Origin of the sequence: Ruegeria hyattellae, from assembly GCF_041537925.1 — a bacterium.
Classification (GTDB): Bacteria; Pseudomonadota; Alphaproteobacteria; order Rhodobacterales; family Rhodobacteraceae; genus Ruegeria_C.
Genome location: NZ_JBGOSH010000002.1, coordinates 335911 through 356059 on the forward strand (window position 1 = coordinate 335911; position 20149 = coordinate 356059).

Genomic DNA, 20149 nt, shown 5'->3' on the forward strand with positions numbered 1-20149 from the left:
CTCACGCCGCCTTTTTGCCAAGAAACGCACGGAACGCCATCGGCAGCAGGCCGCCATGTGCAAAGATCTCGCGCTCGCGATCATTGTACAGCCGCAGGTCGAGCGGTGTCGTGTCACTGCTGCCATCCCTGCGGTGGATGGTCAGGCTGGCCCCGGTCAGATCGTCCGAGAGGGTGATGTCATAGACCTCGGACCCATCAAGGCGCAGCGTCTCGCGCGTTACACCCTCGGGGAAACAAAGCGGCGCGATGCCCATGTTCACAAGGTTCGAGCGGTGGATACGCTCGAAGCTTTCGGCAATCACGGCGCGGATACCGGCCAGCCAGGGAGCCTTGGCCGCCGTGTCGCGCGACGAGCCGCAGCCATAGTCCTTGCCGCCGATCACCAGCAGGGGTTGGCCGCGTTCCAGATAGGTCCGGATTGCGCCGAACACCGTGGCGACCTCACCTTCGGGTTCTATCCGGGTCCAGGACCCTTCCTTGCTCGGCACCATTTCGTTGCGCAGGCGGTAATTGGCGAAGGTTGATCGGATGATAACATCCGAACAGCCCCGACGCGTGCCAAAAGAGTTGAAATCACGCGGTTCGACGCCTTTGCCGATCAGGAATTGACCCGCCTCGGAGTCAGGCGTGATCGTGCCCGATGGCGAGATATGATCGGTGGTCACCGAGTCGCCCAAAATAACCAGAGGGCGCAGTCCAGTCAGCAGTGTGACACCGCCGGGATCGGGTTGAATGGTCTTCACGAAAGGCGGAAAACTAACATAGGTGCTGGGGCCCCAGCCATAGCGGCCGGTGCCCGTTTGCAATGCGGTCCATTGTTCATTTACATCCCCGATTGCCTTGAAATTGTGGATGAAATCATCCGCCGTCACATAGGTGCCGATAATCGCGTCGACTTCCTCGGCAGCGGGCCAAAGATCACTCAGCGTCACGGGAGAGCCGTTATGATCGACACCCAACGCATCTTGCGAGACATCCCGCAGGATCGTGCCCATCAGCGCATAGGCCACCACCAGCGGTGGCGAGGCGATCATGTTGCGCGAGGCCAGCGGATGGATGCGGCCCGCGAAATTGCGATTACCCGATAGCACCGCGACCCCATTTATATCGTGATCCCGGATCGCCGCCTCATGTTCGGGGCGCAGCGGGCCGGACATGCCGTTGCAGGTCGAGCAAGAGAAGGCCGCGACCTCGAACCCCAGCTTGTCGAGATCCTCCTGCAGCCCGCTATTCTTGAGATATTGCGCCACAACGCGCGAACCGGGCGCGAGCGACGTTTTGACGTGCGGTTTCACGCTCAAGCCGCGTGCTACGGCATTGCGGGCGATAAGACCGGCCAGGATCATGTTGCGCGGGTTGGCGGTGTTGGTGCAGCTGGTAACGGCAGCGATGATCACATCGCCATCGCCGATATCGTGATCCGTGCCTTTGACCGCCACCCGGCGGGCCTCTTCCACCTCATTCTTCAGCGCAAGTGTTCTGGTCGCCTTGTCCAGATCGATCCGCTGTTCCGGCCGGGAGGGACCCGAGACCGACCGGCCAATGGCGCTCAGGTCCAGCGTCACCACCTGATCGTATTCGATCCGGGCATCGGTGCCCTCGGACCACATCTGCTGCGCCTTGCAATAGCATTCGGTGTTGCGGATGGTTTCAGCGCTGCGCCCCGTTTCTCGCTGATAGCGGATCGTGTTGGCGTCGACCGGGCAGAACACTTGGGTCGAGCCATATTCCGGCGACATATTGGCGATGGTGGCGCGGTCGGCGACACTCAGCCTCCCATAGCTGGGTCCGAACATTTCGACAAAGGTGTCCACCACACCCAAAGTACGCAGTTTTTCGGCCACGACCAGCGCCACATCCGTTGCGGTGATGTCGTGCGAGGGTTCGCCAATCACTTCTAGTCCAACAACCTTGGGCACGTTCATGGCAGTGGTCTCGCCAAAGAGAAGCCCTTCAGCCTCCAACCCGCCGATGCCCCAGCCGGTGATACCAAGCGCGTTGATCATCGTGGTGTGGCTGTCGGTGCCAAGGCAGCTATCCGGGATCAGCACCCGCGCATTCTCGTTCGAGGGCAGCACTGTCTGGCCCAGGAACTCCAGATTGACCTGGTGGCAAATGCCGCCTCCGGGCGGGATTACCCGCAAACGAGGAAACCGTGCCTCACAGGCCTTGAGAAAGGCGAAGCGTTCGCGGTTCACCTCGAACTCGCGCGCCATGTTCTTTTCCAACGCAAATCGCTCGGCCCAGTGATTGATCGTCATCGCATGGTCGATCACCAAATCGACCGGCAAGCTCATGTCGACCTCTGCCGGGTTACTGCCTTGCGCCTCAAGCCTGTCACGCATCGCCATGATGTCGACCAGCGCCGGAATACCCAGCATGTCATGCAACAGCAGACGCGCCGGACGGAACGGCACCGCATCACCCGAGCGCTCGGCAACTAGCCCTGCGTCTGCGCCACCCTCGGAATGGCGCGCAGCGTTTTCCGACAAAACCCGCAGCGCATAGGGCAGGGTGGTCAGCCGCTGGCCCAACCTCTGCACATAGTCGATCGCCTGAAATTCTGTGCCTGGCACATCAAAGTATCGCACGTCTCACCCTCCGGTCGTTCTGCGCCAGAGCTAGACAATCCGGCGCCAGTACCGCAAGTTCGGACACACAGCGTTTCACCAGAGAGAACTCATGTGCGCCACCAGAACGGAATCCGTCGAGCGGGCCATGTCTATCCTGAGTGCGTTTTCGGCCCAATGTCCCGAAATGACGCTGACGCAGCTGGCCGGGGAAACCGGGCTGCACAAAAGCACAATCTTGCGACTGACAAATTCGATGGCAATATATGGCTTCATCCAGCGCGACAGTGATGGGGTATTCAGTGTCGGACCCAGTGTCTGGCGGCTGGGCCTGATCTTTCGTCGTGATTTCACAAGGCGCGAACATGTGGCCCCCGCGTTGCGGATGCTGGCCGATGCCACCGGCGAGACGGCGTCTTTCTACGTGCGGTCGGGCAATGAACGGGTCTGTCTTTACAGGGAAAACTCGCCCAACCTGCTACGGTTTCATGTGGAAGAGGGAATGCGTCTGCGGCTCTCTACCGGGGCCTCAGGCATGGTGTTGCGCCATTTCAGTGGCGAGGATGTCGGCGATACAAGCACCTTCAACTCTGCCGGAACCGCAATGTCGGTCGGAGAGACCAATCCCAATATCTCATCCGTTTCTACCCCGGTTTTTTCCCGCTGCGGAGCGTTGCAAGGGGCACTGACAGTCTCAGGCCTGGCCAGCCGGTTTGGCGAAGACGCTCGCAAAGCCGTGATGCCACTGCTGGAAAGTCTTGCCAAATCCCTGGCGGGTTGAGCGTTCTATCGGATGAAACAGATTTCTACCCGCCTTGATGCCCACTACGCCTAACCGCTAGATACGCGAAACCTCAACCAAGCGCCGAAGGACACGGAAGATGCTGACACTTGAGATCAACAAGGCCTTTCGCGAACGCCTGAACACCGGCAGGGCCGTGCTCATGCCCGGCGCAGCAAATGCGTTGGCGGCGCGGGTGATCGAAGATCTGGGATTCGAAGCGATCTATATCTCGGGCGCGGGCGTGACCAACACGTTCTACGGCATGCCCGATCTGGGCTTCATAACTCTCACTGACATCGCGCAGCACTGTGCGGCGATCCGAAATACCAGCGATCTGCCCATCGTAGTGGATGCCGATACCGGTTTCGGCAACGCGCTGAACGTACATCACACAGTGCGGATGCTGGAGCGAGCGGGGGCCAGCGCAATCCAGCTGGAAGATCAGGTGAACCCCAAGCGCTGCGGGCATTTCGCAGGCAAGGATGTGGTCCCGCTGGAGGAGGCGCGGCGCCGGATCAAATCCGCCGTCGATGCGCGTCAGGATCTGAACCTGCTGATCGTCGCCCGCACCGACGCCCGCGCGACCGCGTCGTTGAACGAAGCGCTGGACCGTGCCGCCGCCTTTATCGAGGATGGCGCGGACATCACCTTTGTCGAAGCGCCGGTCTCAGAGGAGGAAATCCGGGAGATCCCACGCCGATTGCAGAGCACGCCGCAACTGGTCAATCTGGTTGTCGGCGGGAAGACCCCGATCCTTGATTTCGACGCGCTTGACCGGATGGGCTATGGGCTGGTGCTTTATGCAAATGTCGCACTCCAAGGTGCGCTTTATGGCATGGTCAACGCGCTCTCGCAGTTGAAATCCGACGGGATCATGACTGAGGACGGACCTCTTGCTGGATTTCAGATGCGGCAGGACGTGGTCCGCAAGGATCACTATGACGGGTTGGAGCGGAAATATTCCTGACAGGTGACGCCGTCGCCGTTTCTTGCCGTGTGGAAGAGGCCTAACCGTGCCGTGAACAAGGTGCGACACCGGTAAGTTTCTGTTCTCGCTCTTTGCGGTGATGGGGTTGTCCCTGATGCTGTCCTGAATTCTGGCGATGACTGTCACGCCGCTGTTGGGGCATTATTTCTTCAAGGTCGGCCCGGGGGGTAAAGCGATGCCTATGACGGGCTCATGTGCCACATGTTCGCATCGGTTCTGAGGGTTGCCATCCGGCTTCGCTGGCTGGTGATCATCTCGCTCGTGGCGCTTACCGTCGTCTGCTTCGCGGCATTCGGCAGCCCCAAGCAGCAGTTCTTTCTGAACTCCAACGCGCCGCTCTTCTTCATCCACTATAATCTGGCGGAGGGTACCAAGATCCAAGAAACCTCGGAAAACATGAAGCTGATTGAGGCATGGCTGGCCGAACAGGACGAGGTCGCGGCCATGACCACTTTTGTGGGCGAAAGTGCCAGCCGGTTCATGCAGACCTATCCCACAGAGGACCTCAAAATCAGCCACGGCCAGATCATCGTTCGCGTGGACGAGACGGAGAAGTTCGCCCCGTTCAGCGCCCGCGCCCTGGAATTTGCCCGCGAAAGCCCGCCCGAGGGTGAGTTCAGGACCAAGCGCCTGCTTTTTTGTCCCGGCGACTGAAACCCGATCCAGTTGCGCATCTCAGGTCCCGACCGCGATGAGCTGCGCCTCCTGAGCCAGGAGGCGAAGGTCGTGATGACACAGGGCTCGGATCAGCTGACGTGACTACAAACCGACTGGCGCGAGCGCGAGTCGGCGATCGTTCCGCTGTTGTCCGAGTATCGCGCTCGCACCGCAGACATCACCCGCAACGATATGGCCGAAGTGATTCCGCTTGCGACGGATTGTATCCCAAGCGGCGTTTTGCGCGACGGTGACCGGCTGCTGCTGATCTACTTCCGGGTTGACTCCGATGATCCGTCGGTTCTGCTGGATCAGCTAATCTACTCCGACACCGCCGACCAGTTCGTGCCGCTGGCACTGCTGTCGCACGGATTTGATTTCGAAATGCAGGACACTCTGGTCCACCGCCGCAACCGGGTGTCGACCATCACTGTGTCCAGTGATGTCGCCGTCGGCCCAACTGCCGCGTTGGTGCACAGGACGACCCGCGGAGCGGTCGAGGCAATCCCGTTGCCGCTGAGCTACCCGATAGAATGGGGTGGTGAATTCGAGGATCCCACCAAGACCCAGACAAACCATATTGTTCCGTTGCTTTTGTCGCTGCAGGTGATGGTTTTAATCTCGGTCTTCCTGTTAATGCTTTGCGCCATCCGCTTATCAACTGGCTGCTGGTGCCGATGCCGATCAATGGCGTGCTGATCGGATTCCTGCTGACCGATCTCCTATTCAGATTCCTCGCATGGCTGGGCCCGCTCAGCCTGCCGGGGATGCTGATCAGTTACGGCATCGTCCGGGCGGAAGAGATCAATCTCGTCCGCAAATCCGGAAAACCGCTGCAAGAGCGATCATCGAGGCCTCGATCTCGCGGATGCGGCCGGTGATCTTGGCGGCGACGACGACCATTCTGGGCATGCTGCCGCTGCTGACCGAGCAGTTTCTCCAGTCGATGGCCGTGACCATCATGGGTGGCCTTGCCTTTGCCTCGATCCTGACGCTGGTCGCGGCACCGATCTCTTACTATGTGGTCTTTTCGCGCGACGCCAAGCGTGTAGAAGCTGTGCAGGAACCGGCGTGATGTGGGGCAGGGGTGCTGAACGGCTGGTCCCGCAGCGGCCAGCGGCCTGAATTCGATGTGGTCACCGGCATCTCGACCGATGCGATCATCGCGCCCTTGGCCTTTCTGGGCTCGGGCTACGATCCGCCGTTGCGCGAGTTCTATACCGAGACCAACACTTCTGATGTGGCATAGTTGCGCATTCTGGACGCGCTGATCTCGGGCCGGACCATCGCCAGTGTCGCGCCGCTAAAAAAGAAAATCGACCGCGAGTTGACCGATCAGTTTATCAGCGATATCGCACAGGAAAATGCGCGCGACCGCCGTTTGTTTGTCGGCACCACGAATATAGACGCCGAACACCCGGTTCTTTGAGATGTCGGTGCCATCGCATCCGTGGGCACATCCGAGGCGCATCAGTTGGTCCGCCCGGTCATCCTCGCCTCGGCCTCGTTACCGCTGGTTTTTGACCCGGTGCCGATCCTCGTCAGCAGTGGCCACGAGGTACGGCGGGAGATGCATGTGCACAGCGCGCTGACGCAACAGATATTTGCCCACCCGCCCGACCTGTCCGTGAAACAGACCTTTCGCGATCTTGGATATGCGAACAAGACCAACACGATCTGGCTGATCCACAGCAAGCGGCTGGAACCGCGCTATCAGGAACAGGATTTGCGCCTTTCCAAGATGGTGGACCGGACGCTGGACACGTTTATCCGGTCGCAGTGGCTGAGTGACATCGCCGCAATCGCCGCCTTGGGCGAACGTGACGATCTGCGCCTGCTTGGCCTGGTCGTGCCGGGCGGTTTCAAAAGGCCTATTCCGACGGGCTGCGGCCCGACAGCCAGCGCTCCGATCTCGAAGAGATTTTCCTTGCCAGATAAATGCTGCTGCGGCACGTATCTGTGACGCCTATTGTCAAAATGAGACTACTCTCCTATTTCTGAAATAATTCAGTTGTGTCAGGTGTGCCATGCGAACCGCCAAGCCCAAACAACGCCAAGAACCCGTCAGAATCCCACGCCAAGCGCGGGCTCAGAAGCGTGTCGAACAAATCCTTCGGGCCGCGAAAACCGTTGTCGCACGCAAGGGATATACCGACCTGAAGATGACCGATGTAGCCGCAGAGGCCGGTATCACGATCAGTTCAATGTACCAATATTTCCCCAACAACGGGGCAGTGATCTCTGCGATCTGCGAGGAATATCTGAGCCAGCAACGTAGCAACCTCAAAGAAGCATTCCGAACGCCGCCGGGATCGCTGGACGAGGTCATAGACAGGATGGAAACCCTGATGCAGAGCTACTATCAGACCTTGCGTGGCGACCGGGTTCTAAAGAAAATCTGGTCCGGTGCGTCCATTGACAAGTCGGTCCTGTCCGCAGAATTCGATGACACGCTGGAAAATGTCGAAACGGTCCACGCAGCAGCGCGGCACTTCGTGCTCGATGACAAACTGGCGGAGTTCAGGAAAACGCTGACCGTGCTCTTTGGCTTCGCCAATGCGGCTGTGAACCAGGCTGTCGATCTCGAAGATACCGAAGGGCAACGCACCATCGAGATTGCAACCAGAATGCTACGCGCTTCATGGAACGTCGGCATACACCCGCTGGTGGCAGCCCGATCCGACCTCACCACCGCTTGATAAACCGGGTCAAACGACGCTCAATACATCTCACGGTTAATACACAGAACAATCCCAATTACCATAATCATTATTATAATGCTTCGCTCTGTTGAGCCTCCCCCATGTCGGAGTACGTAATTAATGGGACCAAGTTATTGAGACTCGCTTCCCATTGAATTCAACACCTTAAGATTCTTGCGCTTACTAATGTTTCGATGGTTCAAGCGCTTCAAGTCTACGTCAAACGGAACGCCAGTGAGCCTCTTTGCAACCTGGAAACCGGCGCAATGTGTCTAACTTGAGTGTCCGTGATCAGCACCTTTGGGCCTGATTAGAGTATTTGCATAACGGAAGGTTTCTGGCTCATCTGAACCGTCAAGGAGTGAAGATGAGACTGAAAGTTGGAACCGACAAACCGGCGGCCGAACGGGTCGTCAAAGACATCCGCCGCAAGACGCGCAAGCATCATTCTGCGGAAGAGAAGATCCGCATTGTGCTGGAGGGCCTGCGTGGCGAGGAGAGCATTGCTGCGCTTTGTTGGCGCGAGGGGATCGCGACGAGTTTGTACTATTCCTGGTCGAAGGAATTCCTTGAGGCTGGCAAGAAGCGGCTGGCGGGCGACACGGCCAGGCAGGCGACAAGCCCCGAAGTGAAAGAGCTGCGGTCCGTCGAACCTGCCGTTCGCTGCGAACGCTAAGAAGTCCACTAAACGAGCGCCTCCAAGGCGCATCAAAGCAGTCATTTTATTGCCATGGCTCCAATTTCGTTTAGTTCCGCACACACGGCAGGTTTTGACGTTTAACGCTAATTACAAATCTTATTCGTCACTCATTACGACAGCCCTGCTTTCAGCCATCCTTCGCGCCAGTCGTTTGCACAGGATGGAACAGTGAAGATAGGCATTTGAGTTTGCGCTGAGGCAGCACTCAGTTCCGGGCGCAAAGCCTGAAGGTTCATTACCGCCTTGCGAGCTGCATCATCGTCGCCAAGTTGTCCCAGCGAAGCTATCAGCATGAGATGGCTCATGACGAAGCTCGACCGTACTGCCAAGGCATCTCGACAGGCCTTAGCCGCTTCCGTGTATTGTCCAAGATGAAATAGTGCGCTCGCTTGAGCAATGTAAGCAGCGTGGCGCAGTGGATCGTGTGGGCTAAGGTTGACAGAATGAACTGCATGTTTCAGCGCTTCTTCTGGACGATCAATTAGAACAAGGTTGATAGATGCCAACATGTGAACTGTCGCCGCGTTTGGGTTTTCCTCGAGCGCTTGTTTGAAAGCCACCCGCGCACGCTGCAAGTCACGCGCGAGCATTGAGATCGAATGCGCGGCATACGCCATTGCTATCCCGTCTGCGCGATCGCTTAGCAGGACCCGCTCGGCTGCTTTTACGGCTTCTTTCGGCCCCTCGCCAATAGGTTCTAGACCTTGAACCATTCGTTGAATGTGCAGCCAAGCCAACAGTCCGGATGCGGCTGCATATTCAGCATCACGATCCAATGCGAGTGTCGTCAATCGTATCGCCTCTCTGTTGTCTTGATCCGTTAGCAAATGGAAATGCGATTGTGCCCGAAGGTACAATTCATAGGCTTCCAGGTCGTCTGTAGGTTTCGCCCGCGCACGGTTGGTTTCGGCGTGTCTCAGCGACGGCTCAATCGCCGTGACGACTTCCAATGTGACTTTGTCTTGAAGATCGAAGATATCATCAAGCACGCCGTCAAAGCGATCTGCCCAGAGATGGCTGCCACTCTCGGCGTCAATCAGCTGTCCTGTAATGCGAACCCGATGCCCTGCGCGCCTGACTGAACCCTCCAGAACATAGCGTGCCCCAAGAGCGCGACCGACTTCGCGTATGTCCGTGTTTTTGCCTTTGAAGGTGAAAGACGAGTTTCGAGCCACTACCATCAGCCAACGAAAACGGGAGAGCTCTGTGACGATGTCTTCCGTTATGCCGTCGGCGAAGAACTCCTGCTCGGGATCACCAGACATGTTGTCGAATGGAAGTACCGCAATTCCCGGCCTGACATCCGTTGTAGTCTGCAAATTGGCAGAAGTTCCCTTAGGCCAACACCAAACGCCAATGCGGCGTGTGATGTTCTTGAGCTCCGTCTGTTCGCCGCCATAAAATAAAGCTGCGTCGCCGCGGTCGAGGCTGTTGTGAGAGGTGTCTGAAATTAGAACCTGATCCGGCTCGGCCAATGCTTCGAGCCGGGCGGCGATGTTTATTCCATCTCCAAAAATGTCGTCACCATCTGTGACAACTTCGCCAGTGTGGATGCCAATTCGAAGTCGGAAACCGCCTGGTTTCTGCGCTGACTGTATTGCAATCGCGCAATCTGCAGCATCTGACGTGGACTTAAACTCGACAATCCAGCCGTCTCCCATGCTTTTGATCAACTTGCCGCCATGGTCTGCAAGCAACGTCTGTAGTGTATCTTCACGGAATGATCTGAGCGAAGCAATCGTGCCCTCGCGGTTACGATCCATCAGTGCTGAGTAGCCAACAATATCCGCCACTAGCACCGTGGTAAGCCGTCTATCCATTCGTGTACCCCCGTTTTGAGGAGTTTAGCCCGGCACTTCAGCTCTGTCAGCCCGACAAGGTCGCCTTTGGGCTTAGTGCAGACCCTGAAGCAAACGCGGCATCTTGGGGTTGGCGGGTGGTGCAGCTTGGCTCAGGACCCTTTGATTTCCGTTGGGCGTCGTGATTCACCGCTGGAAAACGGAGCGGTGACATGTCTAGTCTTTTTTGGCTGACGGACGCGCAGATGGCGCGGCTTGAGCCGTAATTCCCGAGATCCCACGGTAAGCCTCGCGTCGATGACCGGCGTGTGTTGAGTGGGATTATCTCATCAATCGCAATGGGTTGCTCTAGCGAGATGCTCCCAAGGAATACGGCCCCCATAAGACTCTTTACAATCTCTGGAAGCGATGGAGCGACAAGGGTATCTTCGCGCAGATGATGACCGGTCTGGCCGCTTGGAGATTGCGGTTACGACGCAGAGTGGTTCAGAGAAGCGTTGAAAGACAAGGGGATACGCGCCTGCATCCCCGGTCGAAAGCAGCGCAAGACACCCGTGAAGTATGACAAGCACCGGTATAAACGGCGCAATCGTATCGAGATCATGTTCAGAAGGCTCAAGGACTGGCGGCGTGTGGCAACTCGATACGACAGGTGTCTAAAGGAGTTCTTGTCTGCCATCGCTCTCGCCGCAACCGTCATGTTCTGGCTATGAAACAAAAAACGAGTCCGGACACTAAGTCACCAAAAGCACCGCGACGGCGCGCTCACACCAGCGCCGCCCAGAACCGGTAGCGCTCCTGCCCTGTAACCTCGCGGGTCAGGCCCATCTCGCGGAACAGTGTCAGGTTGCGTCGAGCCGAGGGGCGCGAGCACTCCGCTGCCTCAGCCGCCAGTTCCGCCGAGAGCAAAGGATAGCGCAAGAGTGCCGCGATTAGCAGCGGCGGGGTGCGGCCCGACAACCCAGCCGTTGCCTTGGCCGCCCGATTTCTCCAGGCTGCGAGCCGGTCCAATTCCATCGCGGCGCGCAACGCCCCGGCCTCGATTGCATTCAGGAAGGTGATCAGCCGCGCCACCGCCGCGTCCGATCCCTGCGCCGCAAGATGACGGTCGAATCGGTGTCCTTCGGCCATGGGCAGGAACGGCGCCTCGTCGCCCGCACCCAGCAGCAGCGCCGCGACCGATGGCTCCAGTATCTGGTCATACGGTGTCAGCGCCTGTTGCCGCCAGGCGGCGAAGCCTTGTGCGGCCCGTGTCAGAAGATGGCCGGTTTTGAACAGACCCTCGGCCCAGTCCTGCCCGGCCAAATCCAGTTCCGGCCCGGTGGGGCGGTCCTCGTCGGGATGCGGTTCGCTCACCGAAACGCGGCCCAGAAACTCCCGCAATCCATCCTGCGGCAGCGGCCCCGTCATCAGCCGCCGCACCGCCCAATCGGCGCGGCTAAGTTCGCGGGCCATGTCGTCGCTGCTCAGCCGGAACGCACGGTATAGCGCGATCTGGTCGGGGCCCAGCCAAATGCCTTCGGCCCGCAGCAGCGCCGAAACCGTCATTAACGCCAAGCGCTCGTTCACCCCCGGTGCGGCGTGCCGCAACCGCTCGCCATAGCGCGCCACCGCCTGCGCCGCGGCCACAAGCAGCGGGTATTGCGCAGCCTCGGTCGCCTGCCAGGTGCGCCCGTCCAGACCTGCCTCGCGGGCGGCCACGGGCCAGGGCATCTCGCCGGGGGCGACATCCTCGGGCGGCTGTGGAAGAAACCACAGATCCTCATCCTCGACTGGCTCGGGATCATAGATCGAGCTCGGCGTGGCCTCTTCAACATCGTCTGGATTTTCAGTGCGGCGGTGCATGTAACGATCATAATCATCATACTTTGGAACGACCAGTTCTTTTGCCGAAGACCCGCTTGCACATTCGACATCTGCCGGCTGCGTTGCAGGGCCAGCGTCCGCCTGCCGTGAGCGTTCTGTGGGTCCAGGATTCCAAAAGCGCCTTGATTTCTAAAAAAGAATGAACGCCTCCGGTGTCGCTGTGGACACTGATGCCGCATCAGACCAAAGTGTCAAAGACGGGCGCGGGACCAAAGCGCCGTCGGTACCGAAATCGAATCTGGTCGACACAATTGGGGAAGCTGGTTCGACGCCAATCTGGTCGGGGTGATTGCATTGCAAGCGGTCGCCACAACAATAAGTTCGGGCTGGGTTCTTGCACATAAAACCATCAGGCAGGGGCAATCGCCGCCAGCGCCGGGGCCAGATGCGCCGCGATCTCGCCATCGGAAAGTTCCATGGCGAAAACACAACCACCGTCCCGACCAGTATCCGCAAGGCAGTTTGCGTGCTCACCTGATCCTGCGGCGGAATGGTCCGGCAATAGACGCGACGGGCTTCCTCACCGAACCACTCGAATAATTCGGCTATTCCGTCAACTGCATCACGGGCTTCGCGCAGGGGATTGCCGTGATCGCGCATCTTCATGCGGGCGATATCCTCGGCAAGCTTGGCTATGATCTGGCCTGCACGGCGCAGCAGCGCCTGACGTTCAACCGGTGGCCGCGCAATACAATCCAGAAAAGCCCGGCCCGCCGCCAGGGCGGCACTGTCCAGGTCGTCGGGCGTGGTGCAGGGATCATTGCCGATAAAAGAACCGTCGACCGGATTGATCACAGGGCGCGTTTCACGCCTGTCCGCATCAATCCAGCCTCCGTCGATAAACAGCTGGAAAACATGGGTCATTCTGGGCTCTTTCAGCTTAGCGCGTTGCAGGCGCGGAGAAAATCGCGAAAGGCGGTTTTGAGATCATCGGTATCAAGTGCGTTGGCGATACGCAGATAGGGCGACCGGCAAAAGGCCACACCGGGGATCACCGCCGCATTGGCATCCCCAGATGGTTTTTTTCGCGACATACACATCGGAGTTGATTCGCTTTCCGTCGGGGGTGGTTTTCCGATGGCTCCGGCACAGGAGGCGTAGACATAAGGCGTCGATACCATCGGCAGCCCGCCAAGACCCTGACCCAGCACACGTTCGACGTTTTCGCCAAGAGCCTTGAAATCGACATCGCCGTTCTGGTCAAATGCGGTGACGGTGATGTTGAACAGGCCATTGACCCGTTCAATGGATTCCTCACGGGTTTGCACACCCAGAACGATGTTCAGCGGAAACTCAACGTCAAACGACCAGTCCTGATCAGTGCGCTGAACAGGATGGCAGATGAAGGGCTGATCATCCGGAACACCGGACAGGGTTGGAGTTTCGTTCCCACCTTGGACAGCATCAAGTCCCGGCTTGCCAGCTATGAATTCCGGTCATCCGTGGAACCCGCCGCGACTGGGGCCTCGACATTCAAGATCGACTTCTGAATTCTGGCGTAACAGCGTGACGTGCATATGGATTTGCTTCAGGCGGAAAGAAACAATAGTTCAAATGCGCTTTGGGTCTATGAAGTTGATGCCAATTTTCATGAAACGATAGCCGCATTTTCCGACAACCAGTTTTGTAAACGCGGTCAAGCAGCAGAACCGACTGCACCGCATACTGGAGCTGTGGGACGGCAAGAACCTGGAACGCGTCGAAGAATGGTGAATGAACACTTGGCTGTCATTGACGCGCTGACACCCTCGGGGGTCCCGGTGTAAATGATGTCGCCAGCACGTAAGGTCAGGAAACCGGACAAGGCCGAAATGGTTTCCGCGATACCCCAGATCATATCGGACAGATCGCCCGATTGACGGGGCGAGCCGTTCACATCTAACTGGATGGGACCGGATTGCGGCAGTGTGGAGCCGTCAAACTCCGTCATTGGCCAGATCACAGCCGACCCATCAAAGCCTTTACCCATATCCCAGGGTCTGCCGGCTTTACCCAACGCGGCACCAAAAACATGCCTGAGCGCCTCTTCGGCCGGAATGTCGAGCCCACCGGCTTTCAGACCGACAACCATCTCGACCTCATGGTGCGGATCGTTTGTTTTGGGAGGGTACGGCAACTGCAGATCGGTCCCCGTCAGGATAGCATCCGCCGGCTTGGTGAAAAAGAATGGCGGCTCCCGCGTCGGGTCCGCGCCCATCTCGCGCGCATGGGCGGCATAGTTGCGCCCGACGCAAAGCACGCGATTGACCGGAAAGACGGCATCCGAGCCTACTACGGGAATGGTCGAGCGTTCAGCGATTTGAAACGCATGAGACGTCATCGTAGTACACTTACATGGTTTCGGGGAAGGTGCCGCCGTCAAGCAACAGGCTCTGACCGGTGATGAATCCGGCTTTGTTGCTGGCCAGGAAAGCCACCGCCGCGCCAATTTCCTCAGGCCTGCCAAAACACCGTGCCGGGTTGGTGGCCAGACGCTTGGCCTGCGTCTCTTCCTTCGAGATACCCAGCTTTTTTGCCATGCCGGACAGCGTCACCTCAAGACGATTCGTCTCGAAGGGGCCCGGCAGGATGTTGCTGATGGTCACGTTGTATTGCGCCACGTCGCGGGCCACGCCCACAACAAACCCGATCAAGCCGGTATGCGGCCCATTTGACAGGCCAAGCGACCGAAAAGGTGCCTTGACCGCCACGGATGCGATGTTGAGAACCCTACCGAACTTGCGCTCAATCATGCCGTCAATGGTCAACTCGATCAGAAAATTTTGCGTCAACATATTTGAGCGCAAGGCATTCATCCAGTTCTCTTCATCCCAGTTGCGAAAGTCGCCGGTCGGAGGGCCGCCTGCGTTGTTAGCCAGAATGTCGACTTCACCCGCAACCTCATGCGCCTTTGGTGAAAACGCAATAGCAGGCGAAATCTCATTTGCCTTCAGATTATAGCAGACCCTGATCGAGCCATTCTTCGATCTTGTTACGGCTCACCTCGAAATGCATCGAATCCTCGCGGCCCCAGGCGGCGCCCCAGACCCATCCCTCCTGCCGGAAGAAATCCGCAAGAATCGTCAGGCCCAGCTGGGTTTTGCCATCCCCCAGTGTATCCAGCACACCGTCGATGTTGAGATCGACCGCCAGACCGTACGCATGGGCCGAGGCCGAGGTGGTCGAGCCGCGAATGAACCTGACGCAGAGCGAGCCTGCCGTGTTGATGCGCGCATAGAGATCGGGGTCGGTGCGCTGGATATTGTCAAAAACATCGCGCAGAGATTCCACCGCGGGCTTCAGCATCCGCACCCGAACCGGACCGACCTCCTCCAACACCAGCTTGGATTTCAGCCGTTCGTTGGTCATCGACTGGCAATCGTTGCTCAGGTCTTCGCGGGGCAGTCCGAAGGTTTCACGCAGGAACGAGGGTCGCGCGAGCTGAAGGCCATCATTGACATTGTTGCGATCGGCAATCAGGACAACCTGCGCATAGGCATCAATGATCTCGTTTGGAGTCGAGCTGTCATAGCCAAAGGAATCTGCGGCGTCATCGTAGTCTTGCAACAGCGTCACGCCGCCGATCTGGACCTGGCTCAACTCGTTGGCCATACGGTCGATCTTGTTGTTCAGGTGCTCGATCTGCTGGCTTAGCATTTCGATCTCAATCCGGGCACCAGAATCGATTGCGGGTCCTTCGAAGTTTTCCTCAAGCGGGACGAGGATCGGAAAGACATACCACAGAATCGGGGCCAGAATGATCGCTACGGCCAGAATGATCGCTGGTACGATGCGCATGATGCCAGTTGTCCTCGTTTCTGTATCACCAGCGGGCACTCTAGAATCCGCTCTGATAGTTGTCACGGGGTCGCGCAGGGAATGATACGGTTTATGTGACCTTGTTCATTGTTTGTTGCGAACAGCATGAAGTAGGTTTGCACCCAAAGACGAGCTAAGATATGGTCACCGGCGACGAAGGAGCCAGAAATATGAGCGCGATCAAATCACTAACCCGGCTATGTGCCCCTGCACTGATTGCAGTGGTTTCGGTTCAAACAGCGCTTGCGCAGGATGGGTCTGGATTGACGGCCGAAGAGATCACCGATGCCTTCAACAAGCAGAAGACGCGTGGATTGGTGATCGTGCCTTCGGGCCAGCAGGAACCCGCCTCGGAAGACGCCGCAACCACCGTTGCGACTGCCCCGGCCGAATACTCGGCGGTCCCGAAAGATCAGCAGGTCAACATCCAGATCAGCTTTGATTTCGACAGCGCAGCGCTGCGTAACGACCAAAAGCCCAAGCTGAGCGCGCTGTGCAGCGCTATGAAGGATGTGGATGTGAACGTTTTCCAGATTATCGGTCACACCGATAGCTCCGGTTCGGCAGCCTATAACGAGAACCTGTCACTGCTGCGCGCAAAAGAGGTCAAACGTCACCTTGTAAGCGATTGCGGTATCGACGAGTTTCGGCTCGAGGCGGTCGGCGCGGGTGAAAGCCAGCCCTTTAACACAGCCAACCCGCGCGCGGACGAAAATCGGCGGGTCGAATTCCAGGCGCTTGGCTGATAGGGTCACTGCAGAACGCTTGAAATTCCGAGGCTTGAATGACCGAATCCCGCGCCGGTGACCTGTTCCAACCCGGAGACCTGGTCAACAATACCTACCGGATCGAGGCCATTCTGGGGCGGGGCGGCACCTCGGATGTGTATCGCGCCCGCTCCGAGATATCGGGGCGGCTGGCTGCGCTCAAGGTTCTCAAGGCCGAGTTTTCCAGCAACGAAGATTTTCTGGTTCTGCTGACGCGTGAAGAAGAGATTCGCGAGATCCGTCATGATGCGGTGGTGCGCTATTCCGAAAACAACCGCACGCCCGAAGGTCATGTCTATCTGGTAATGGATTTTATCGATGGTCCCGGTCTGGATCAGAAGCTGAGACAGGGTCCGATGCCCCCCCAGCAGCTGCTGACAGTTTGCAAGCGGGTCTGCGAGGGGCTGGAGGCGGCCCATGCGCGCAATATTGTCCACCGCGATCTGAGCCCCGACAACATCATCCTGCGCGATGGTGATCCGTCGCAGGCGGTGATCATCGACTTTGGCATTGCCAAGGATACCAATCCGGGCGCCGAAACCATTGTGGGCAATGAATTTGCCGGAAAATACGCCTATGCAGCCCCAGAACAGCTTTCGGGCAAGACCGACAGCCGCACCGATATCTATTCGCTGGGCGCGCTGCTGCTGGCCAATTTCCGGGGCGAGTCTCCGCAGGCAGGCCGCAACCCGATGGAAGTGGTGGAGAACAAGAAAAAACTACTTGATACCGACGGTGTTCCCGAACCGCTGAAATCCGTCATCGACCGGATGACCGCCCCGGACCCCGCCGAGCGTTTCCAAAGCGCAACTGCCGTTTTGCAGGCCCTATCCAATGGCGGGCCGGTGCCAGTCGCGGATGATCCGGTGCTGGATGACGCCACCGTCATCGTGCCGCTGAGCCCTTCGACTGAAAGTGACGAGGTATCAGTCCCACCTGCCAACATACCGCCCTCAAGCCCACCCCCTGCCCGGCCTGCGGTCACGCAGGAAAAGGGCGGGCGCGGCGGTCTGATCGCAGGGGGTGTTTTCCTGTCCATGGTGGTCCTTGGCGCGGGCGGCTATTTCGGTGGCGTCTTCGACAGTTTCCTGGGGCCGAACTATCCAGTTGTTCAGCCCTATACGCTGGTGGTCGAAAAGCGCGAAGGCTTGCCGCCCCGCGCCACTGGCTTTGCCCCCTCCGAGGAGGTCCGCACCGAGTTGACCGACGAAATGACGCTGCTACAGGGCACCGCCGACCTGACGCTGGCCTCGGGCGAAATTTCCCCTGGTTGGGGTCAGGGCGTGACTTCGATCGTCGATACGATGGCCGATCTGGATACTTGGCGGTTATCGGTCAGCGGCAACAGCGCCGAAATCAGCGGCGGTACAACCGACCGGCAGGTGCACGACAAGGTCATACAGGCCTTTGCAGACGGGTTACCGGGTGGCCTAGCCGGCGAGATCGATATCGAGCTTGAACCGCTTTTCCTGGCCTCCGCCTCGGTGCAGACGGTTCTGGACAGCATGGCCGATTGTGGGCGGCTCGATTTGATCCGGCCGCCTGCTACTGGGTATGGCCCCGACACGCCGATTGAGTTTTCTGGCACCTTGGCAGCCGAGGCGACGCTGGCGGCACTGCAGTCCGGGCTGGGGGCGGTGGCGGGCGACCGCCCCGTGGAGGCCGATGTGGAGGTGCTGAACCCGGCGCTGTGTCTCATCGAGAATTTTCTGCCTGCCGCGCCACCGGGCCCGATCGGGATTGATTTCAGAAAGGGTGGCGAAGACGAGTGGCGGCGGCCCGATGGCGCTTTTGTAGTTGGTGAGAACCCGATCATCGACGTGATCCTGCCCCGTGACATCCAGGACGGGTATCTGTCTGTTTCGGTGATCGACGTCTCCGGCAACGTGTTCCATCTGCTGCCCAATATTTCGCGCGCCGACAACGATATCGCAGACCTACGCAAGGGTGACAGGGGCATCAAATCTGTCCGCGTGGCCTATTCGCTGGAGGAAAGCGAAAAAAACGGCGGTATCGCCTTCATGGTGGATGACAGCGCGCTTGGCAAAAGCAAAGTCATCGCCATCCGTTCCGACAAACCGCTTTTTGCTGACATGCGCCCGACCACGGAATCCGCCACCGGCTATGCCGAGGCGCTACGGGATCGCAGCCGCAGTCAGGACACCAATATCCTCTCACTCAATAGCAAGATCCTCACGACCGTCGCTGAATAAACGACGACTACTGCACATGCCTCTCTGGCTGATCAGCCCCCGGTATCCGCCTTTGAGGAAAACCAGTCCATCACGGCCTGGGTCGCAGAGTCCCGCCTTTTGCTGCGGGTGGCCAGAAGATAGAAATCCTGTTTTCCGGCCAGTGCCTCTGGCCTGAGCTGCAAAAGTTGCCCAGCAGCAAGATCGTGGACAACAAGAAACCGGCTGACCAAGGCGACCCCCTGCCCCGCCCGCGCGGCATCGATCGACAAGGCGGTCTGGCTCAGGTGCAATCCGCGCCCGCTTTGATCTTCAGTGCCCAGATCCTTCAGGAATCCCGGCCAATGATCATGGGTATCATGCAGCTTGGGCAGTATTGCCAGAACATCGGTATCGAGCGGCAGCGGCTGATCCGCCACCAGTAGCGGAGCAGCAACAGCGATGATTTCTTGCCGGAAAAGTCGTATCGCCTCCAGCGCCGCACCAAAGGGCGGTTCACCCTGGCGAACCGCCAAGTCTATGCCATCGCCATGAAAACGAGAGATATTTTCGGTTGCCAGTATCTCCAGATCTATATCAGGATGGCGTGCTGCAAAATCGGGAAGATTCGGGATCAGCCACTTGGCCGCAAAACTCGGTGTCACGCTGATCAGGACCTTTCCCGGCGCAGGGCGCAGCGCGTCCGTTGCTGCGCGCAGCTCGTGAAAAGCCGCCGCGATGCGCGCATGATAGCCACGCCCGGCGGGGCTCAGCGACACCCCCTTGGTTTGCCGTTCGAACAGCGGCTGGCCCAGTTGCACCTCCAACTGCCGAATATGCTGGGCCACGGCACTTTGCGTCACGCCCAACTCATCCGCCGCTGCGCGGAAGTTCAGGTGTCGACCCGCCGCATCGAAGGCCCGCAACGCGTTGAGAGGGGGGAGGTGCGCCATTGGGCAATAGTATTCCTACAGTCAAGAAGCATCAATTCCAAAGCGCGATGTCGCTCTGCCTGTGTTACGCCCCCAATTCTGGCGGGACGGATCAGATCTGTCGTGTCGAGAGGCAAAACATCCATAGGAAAGTGACTGATGCCACACGCTATAATCCCAAGCGCGTCCCAACGGGAACGTATCGCATTCACGGTCAAATGGCTGGCTTCGATCATTCAGATCATGGGGTACACGGCCACCGCCTTCGGGTGGACGCCGATAAACCTCTATCTGTTTCTGGTAGGCGTGCTGGGTTGGTTCGCCGTAGGCGTTTTGTGGAACGACCGGGCCATCATGTTGATCCATATCGTGGCGCTTGGGGCGATGCTTGTCGGGATGAGCAGCAGTTAGGT

General features: G+C 58.5%; 22 protein-coding genes and 3 pseudogenes. 16 read left to right on the plus strand and 9 right to left on the minus strand.

Annotated elements, in window-relative coordinates; all coding sequences use genetic code 11:
* Position 1 precedes the first annotated feature (1 nt).
* A complete protein-coding gene (gene acnA / locus AB1E33_RS05535) occupies positions 2-2593 on the minus strand; it encodes an aconitate hydratase AcnA (RefSeq protein ID WP_372576264.1) in 2592 nt (863 codons plus the stop codon).
* Positions 2594-2684: 91 nt separating this feature from the next.
* Between acnA and AB1E33_RS05540 the strand changes: the two genes are divergently transcribed.
* The 10 genes and pseudogenes from AB1E33_RS05540 to AB1E33_RS05585 form a co-directional block, all read left to right on the plus strand.
* Positions 2685-3353 (plus strand): IclR family transcriptional regulator, encoded by a 669-nt coding sequence (locus tag AB1E33_RS05540; RefSeq protein WP_372576265.1) that lies wholly within the window; start codon positions 2685-2687, stop codon positions 3351-3353.
* A gap of 100 nt (positions 3354-3453) precedes the next feature.
* Positions 3454-4323 carry an isocitrate lyase/PEP mutase family protein gene (locus tag AB1E33_RS05545; RefSeq protein ID WP_372576266.1) on the plus strand — a complete coding sequence of 290 codons (870 nt, stop codon included), beginning with the start codon at positions 3454-3456 and terminating at the stop codon, positions 4321-4323.
* A gap of 213 nt (positions 4324-4536) precedes the next feature.
* Positions 4537-4998, plus strand: a complete 462-nt coding sequence (locus AB1E33_RS05550) for an efflux RND transporter permease subunit (protein ID WP_372576267.1) — start codon at positions 4537-4539, stop codon at positions 4996-4998.
* A gap of 150 nt (positions 4999-5148) precedes the next feature.
* The gene (locus AB1E33_RS05555) at positions 5149-5700 is read left to right on the plus strand and encodes a hypothetical protein (RefSeq protein WP_372576268.1); all 552 of its coding nucleotides are present in this window, start codon (positions 5149-5151) and stop codon (positions 5698-5700) included.
* A 40-nt stretch (positions 5701-5740) separates the two neighbouring features.
* On the plus strand, positions 5741-6076 hold the full coding sequence (locus AB1E33_RS05560; RefSeq protein ID WP_372576269.1) for an efflux RND transporter permease subunit: 336 nt from the start codon (positions 5741-5743) through the stop codon (positions 6074-6076).
* A 12-nt stretch (positions 6077-6088) separates the two neighbouring features.
* Positions 6089-6250 (plus strand): hypothetical protein, encoded by a 162-nt coding sequence (locus tag AB1E33_RS05565; protein WP_372576270.1) that lies wholly within the window; start codon positions 6089-6091, stop codon positions 6248-6250.
* Positions 6251-6430: a hypothetical protein gene (locus tag AB1E33_RS05570; RefSeq protein ID WP_372576271.1), complete on the plus strand. Its 180-nt coding sequence runs from the start codon at positions 6251-6253 to the stop codon at positions 6428-6430. It begins immediately after the preceding gene.
* A 21-nt stretch (positions 6431-6451) separates the two neighbouring features.
* Positions 6452-6964 carry a hypothetical protein gene (locus AB1E33_RS05575; RefSeq protein WP_372576272.1) on the plus strand — a complete coding sequence of 171 codons (513 nt, stop codon included), beginning with the start codon at positions 6452-6454 and terminating at the stop codon, positions 6962-6964.
* A 64-nt stretch (positions 6965-7028) separates the two neighbouring features.
* Positions 7029-7700, plus strand: coding sequence for a TetR/AcrR family transcriptional regulator (locus AB1E33_RS05580; RefSeq protein WP_372576273.1), 672 nt, complete (start codon positions 7029-7031; stop codon positions 7698-7700).
* Between the two features lie 370 nt (positions 7701-8070).
* Positions 8071-8367 (plus strand): annotated as a pseudogene (locus tag AB1E33_RS05585) (transposase); the annotation flags it as partial.
* Between the two features lie 146 nt (positions 8368-8513).
* Here AB1E33_RS05585 and AB1E33_RS05590 read toward each other — a convergent pair.
* Positions 8514-10223, minus strand: coding sequence for an adenylate/guanylate cyclase domain-containing protein (locus AB1E33_RS05590; protein ID WP_372576274.1), 1710 nt, complete (start codon positions 10221-10223; stop codon positions 8514-8516).
* A 191-nt stretch (positions 10224-10414) separates the two neighbouring features.
* On the opposite strand from AB1E33_RS05590, the pseudogene AB1E33_RS05595 reads away from it, so the two are divergent.
* A pseudogene (locus tag AB1E33_RS05595) lies at positions 10415-10915 on the plus strand (transposase).
* A 52-nt stretch (positions 10916-10967) separates the two neighbouring features.
* Here AB1E33_RS05595 and AB1E33_RS05600 read toward each other — a convergent pair.
* The 3 genes from AB1E33_RS05600 to AB1E33_RS05610 form a co-directional block, all read right to left on the minus strand.
* The gene (locus AB1E33_RS05600; RefSeq protein ID WP_372576275.1) at positions 10968-12047 is read right to left on the minus strand and encodes a helix-turn-helix domain-containing protein; all 1080 of its coding nucleotides are present in this window, start codon (positions 12045-12047) and stop codon (positions 10968-10970) included.
* Between the two features lie 150 nt (positions 12048-12197).
* Positions 12198-12932 carry an aldehyde dehydrogenase family protein gene (locus AB1E33_RS05605; RefSeq protein ID WP_372576276.1) on the minus strand — a complete coding sequence of 245 codons (735 nt, stop codon included), beginning with the start codon at positions 12930-12932 and terminating at the stop codon, positions 12198-12200.
* 11 nt (positions 12933-12943) lie between these two features.
* Complete coding sequence (locus AB1E33_RS05610) at positions 12944-13336, minus strand: PLP-dependent aminotransferase family protein (RefSeq protein ID WP_372576277.1); 393 nt, start codon at positions 13334-13336, stop codon at positions 12944-12946.
* A 66-nt stretch (positions 13337-13402) separates the two neighbouring features.
* Between AB1E33_RS05610 and AB1E33_RS05615 the strand changes: the two genes are divergently transcribed.
* Positions 13403-13558 carry a hypothetical protein gene (locus tag AB1E33_RS05615; RefSeq protein WP_372576278.1) on the plus strand — a complete coding sequence of 52 codons (156 nt, stop codon included), beginning with the start codon at positions 13403-13405 and terminating at the stop codon, positions 13556-13558.
* Between the two features lie 27 nt (positions 13559-13585).
* Positions 13586-13750: pseudogene (locus tag AB1E33_RS05620) on the plus strand (hypothetical protein); the annotation flags it as partial.
* Here the strand turns inward: AB1E33_RS05620 and AB1E33_RS05625 are convergent.
* Genes AB1E33_RS05625 through AB1E33_RS05635 form a run of 3 tightly spaced genes read right to left on the minus strand, consistent with a single transcriptional unit; the run spans position 13705 to position 15845 of the window.
* Positions 13705-14388 (minus strand): fumarylacetoacetate hydrolase family protein, encoded by a 684-nt coding sequence (locus AB1E33_RS05625; protein ID WP_372576279.1) that lies wholly within the window; start codon positions 14386-14388, stop codon positions 13705-13707. The pseudogene AB1E33_RS05620 and the gene AB1E33_RS05625 overlap by 46 nt on opposite strands.
* Positions 14389-14398: 10 nt before the next feature.
* Positions 14399-15019, minus strand: coding sequence for an SDR family oxidoreductase (locus AB1E33_RS05630; RefSeq protein ID WP_372576620.1), 621 nt, complete (start codon positions 15017-15019; stop codon positions 14399-14401).
* Complete coding sequence (locus tag AB1E33_RS05635) at positions 15003-15845, minus strand: M15 family metallopeptidase (protein ID WP_372576280.1); 843 nt, start codon at positions 15843-15845, stop codon at positions 15003-15005. The genes AB1E33_RS05630 and AB1E33_RS05635 overlap by 17 nt, the downstream gene beginning before the upstream one ends.
* A 191-nt stretch (positions 15846-16036) precedes the next feature.
* Here AB1E33_RS05635 and AB1E33_RS05640 point away from each other — a divergent pair, with 191 nt between their 5' ends.
* Both AB1E33_RS05640 and AB1E33_RS05645 read left to right on the plus strand, forming a co-directional pair.
* Positions 16037-16612: an OmpA family protein gene (locus tag AB1E33_RS05640; protein WP_372576281.1), complete on the plus strand. Its 576-nt coding sequence runs from the start codon at positions 16037-16039 to the stop codon at positions 16610-16612.
* Positions 16613-16650: 38 nt separating this feature from the next.
* Positions 16651-18846 (plus strand): serine/threonine protein kinase, encoded by a 2196-nt coding sequence (locus AB1E33_RS05645; RefSeq protein ID WP_372576282.1) that lies wholly within the window; start codon positions 16651-16653, stop codon positions 18844-18846.
* Between the two features lie 32 nt (positions 18847-18878).
* Here AB1E33_RS05645 and AB1E33_RS05650 read toward each other — a convergent pair whose 3' ends face one another.
* Positions 18879-19757 carry a LysR substrate-binding domain-containing protein gene (locus AB1E33_RS05650; RefSeq protein ID WP_372576283.1) on the minus strand — a complete coding sequence of 293 codons (879 nt, stop codon included), beginning with the start codon at positions 19755-19757 and terminating at the stop codon, positions 18879-18881.
* 138 nt (positions 19758-19895) lie between these two features.
* Between AB1E33_RS05650 and AB1E33_RS05655 the strand changes: the two genes are divergently transcribed.
* Complete coding sequence (locus tag AB1E33_RS05655) at positions 19896-20147, plus strand: DUF6552 family protein (RefSeq protein ID WP_372576284.1); 252 nt, start codon at positions 19896-19898, stop codon at positions 20145-20147.
* Positions 20148-20149 lie beyond the last annotated feature (2 nt).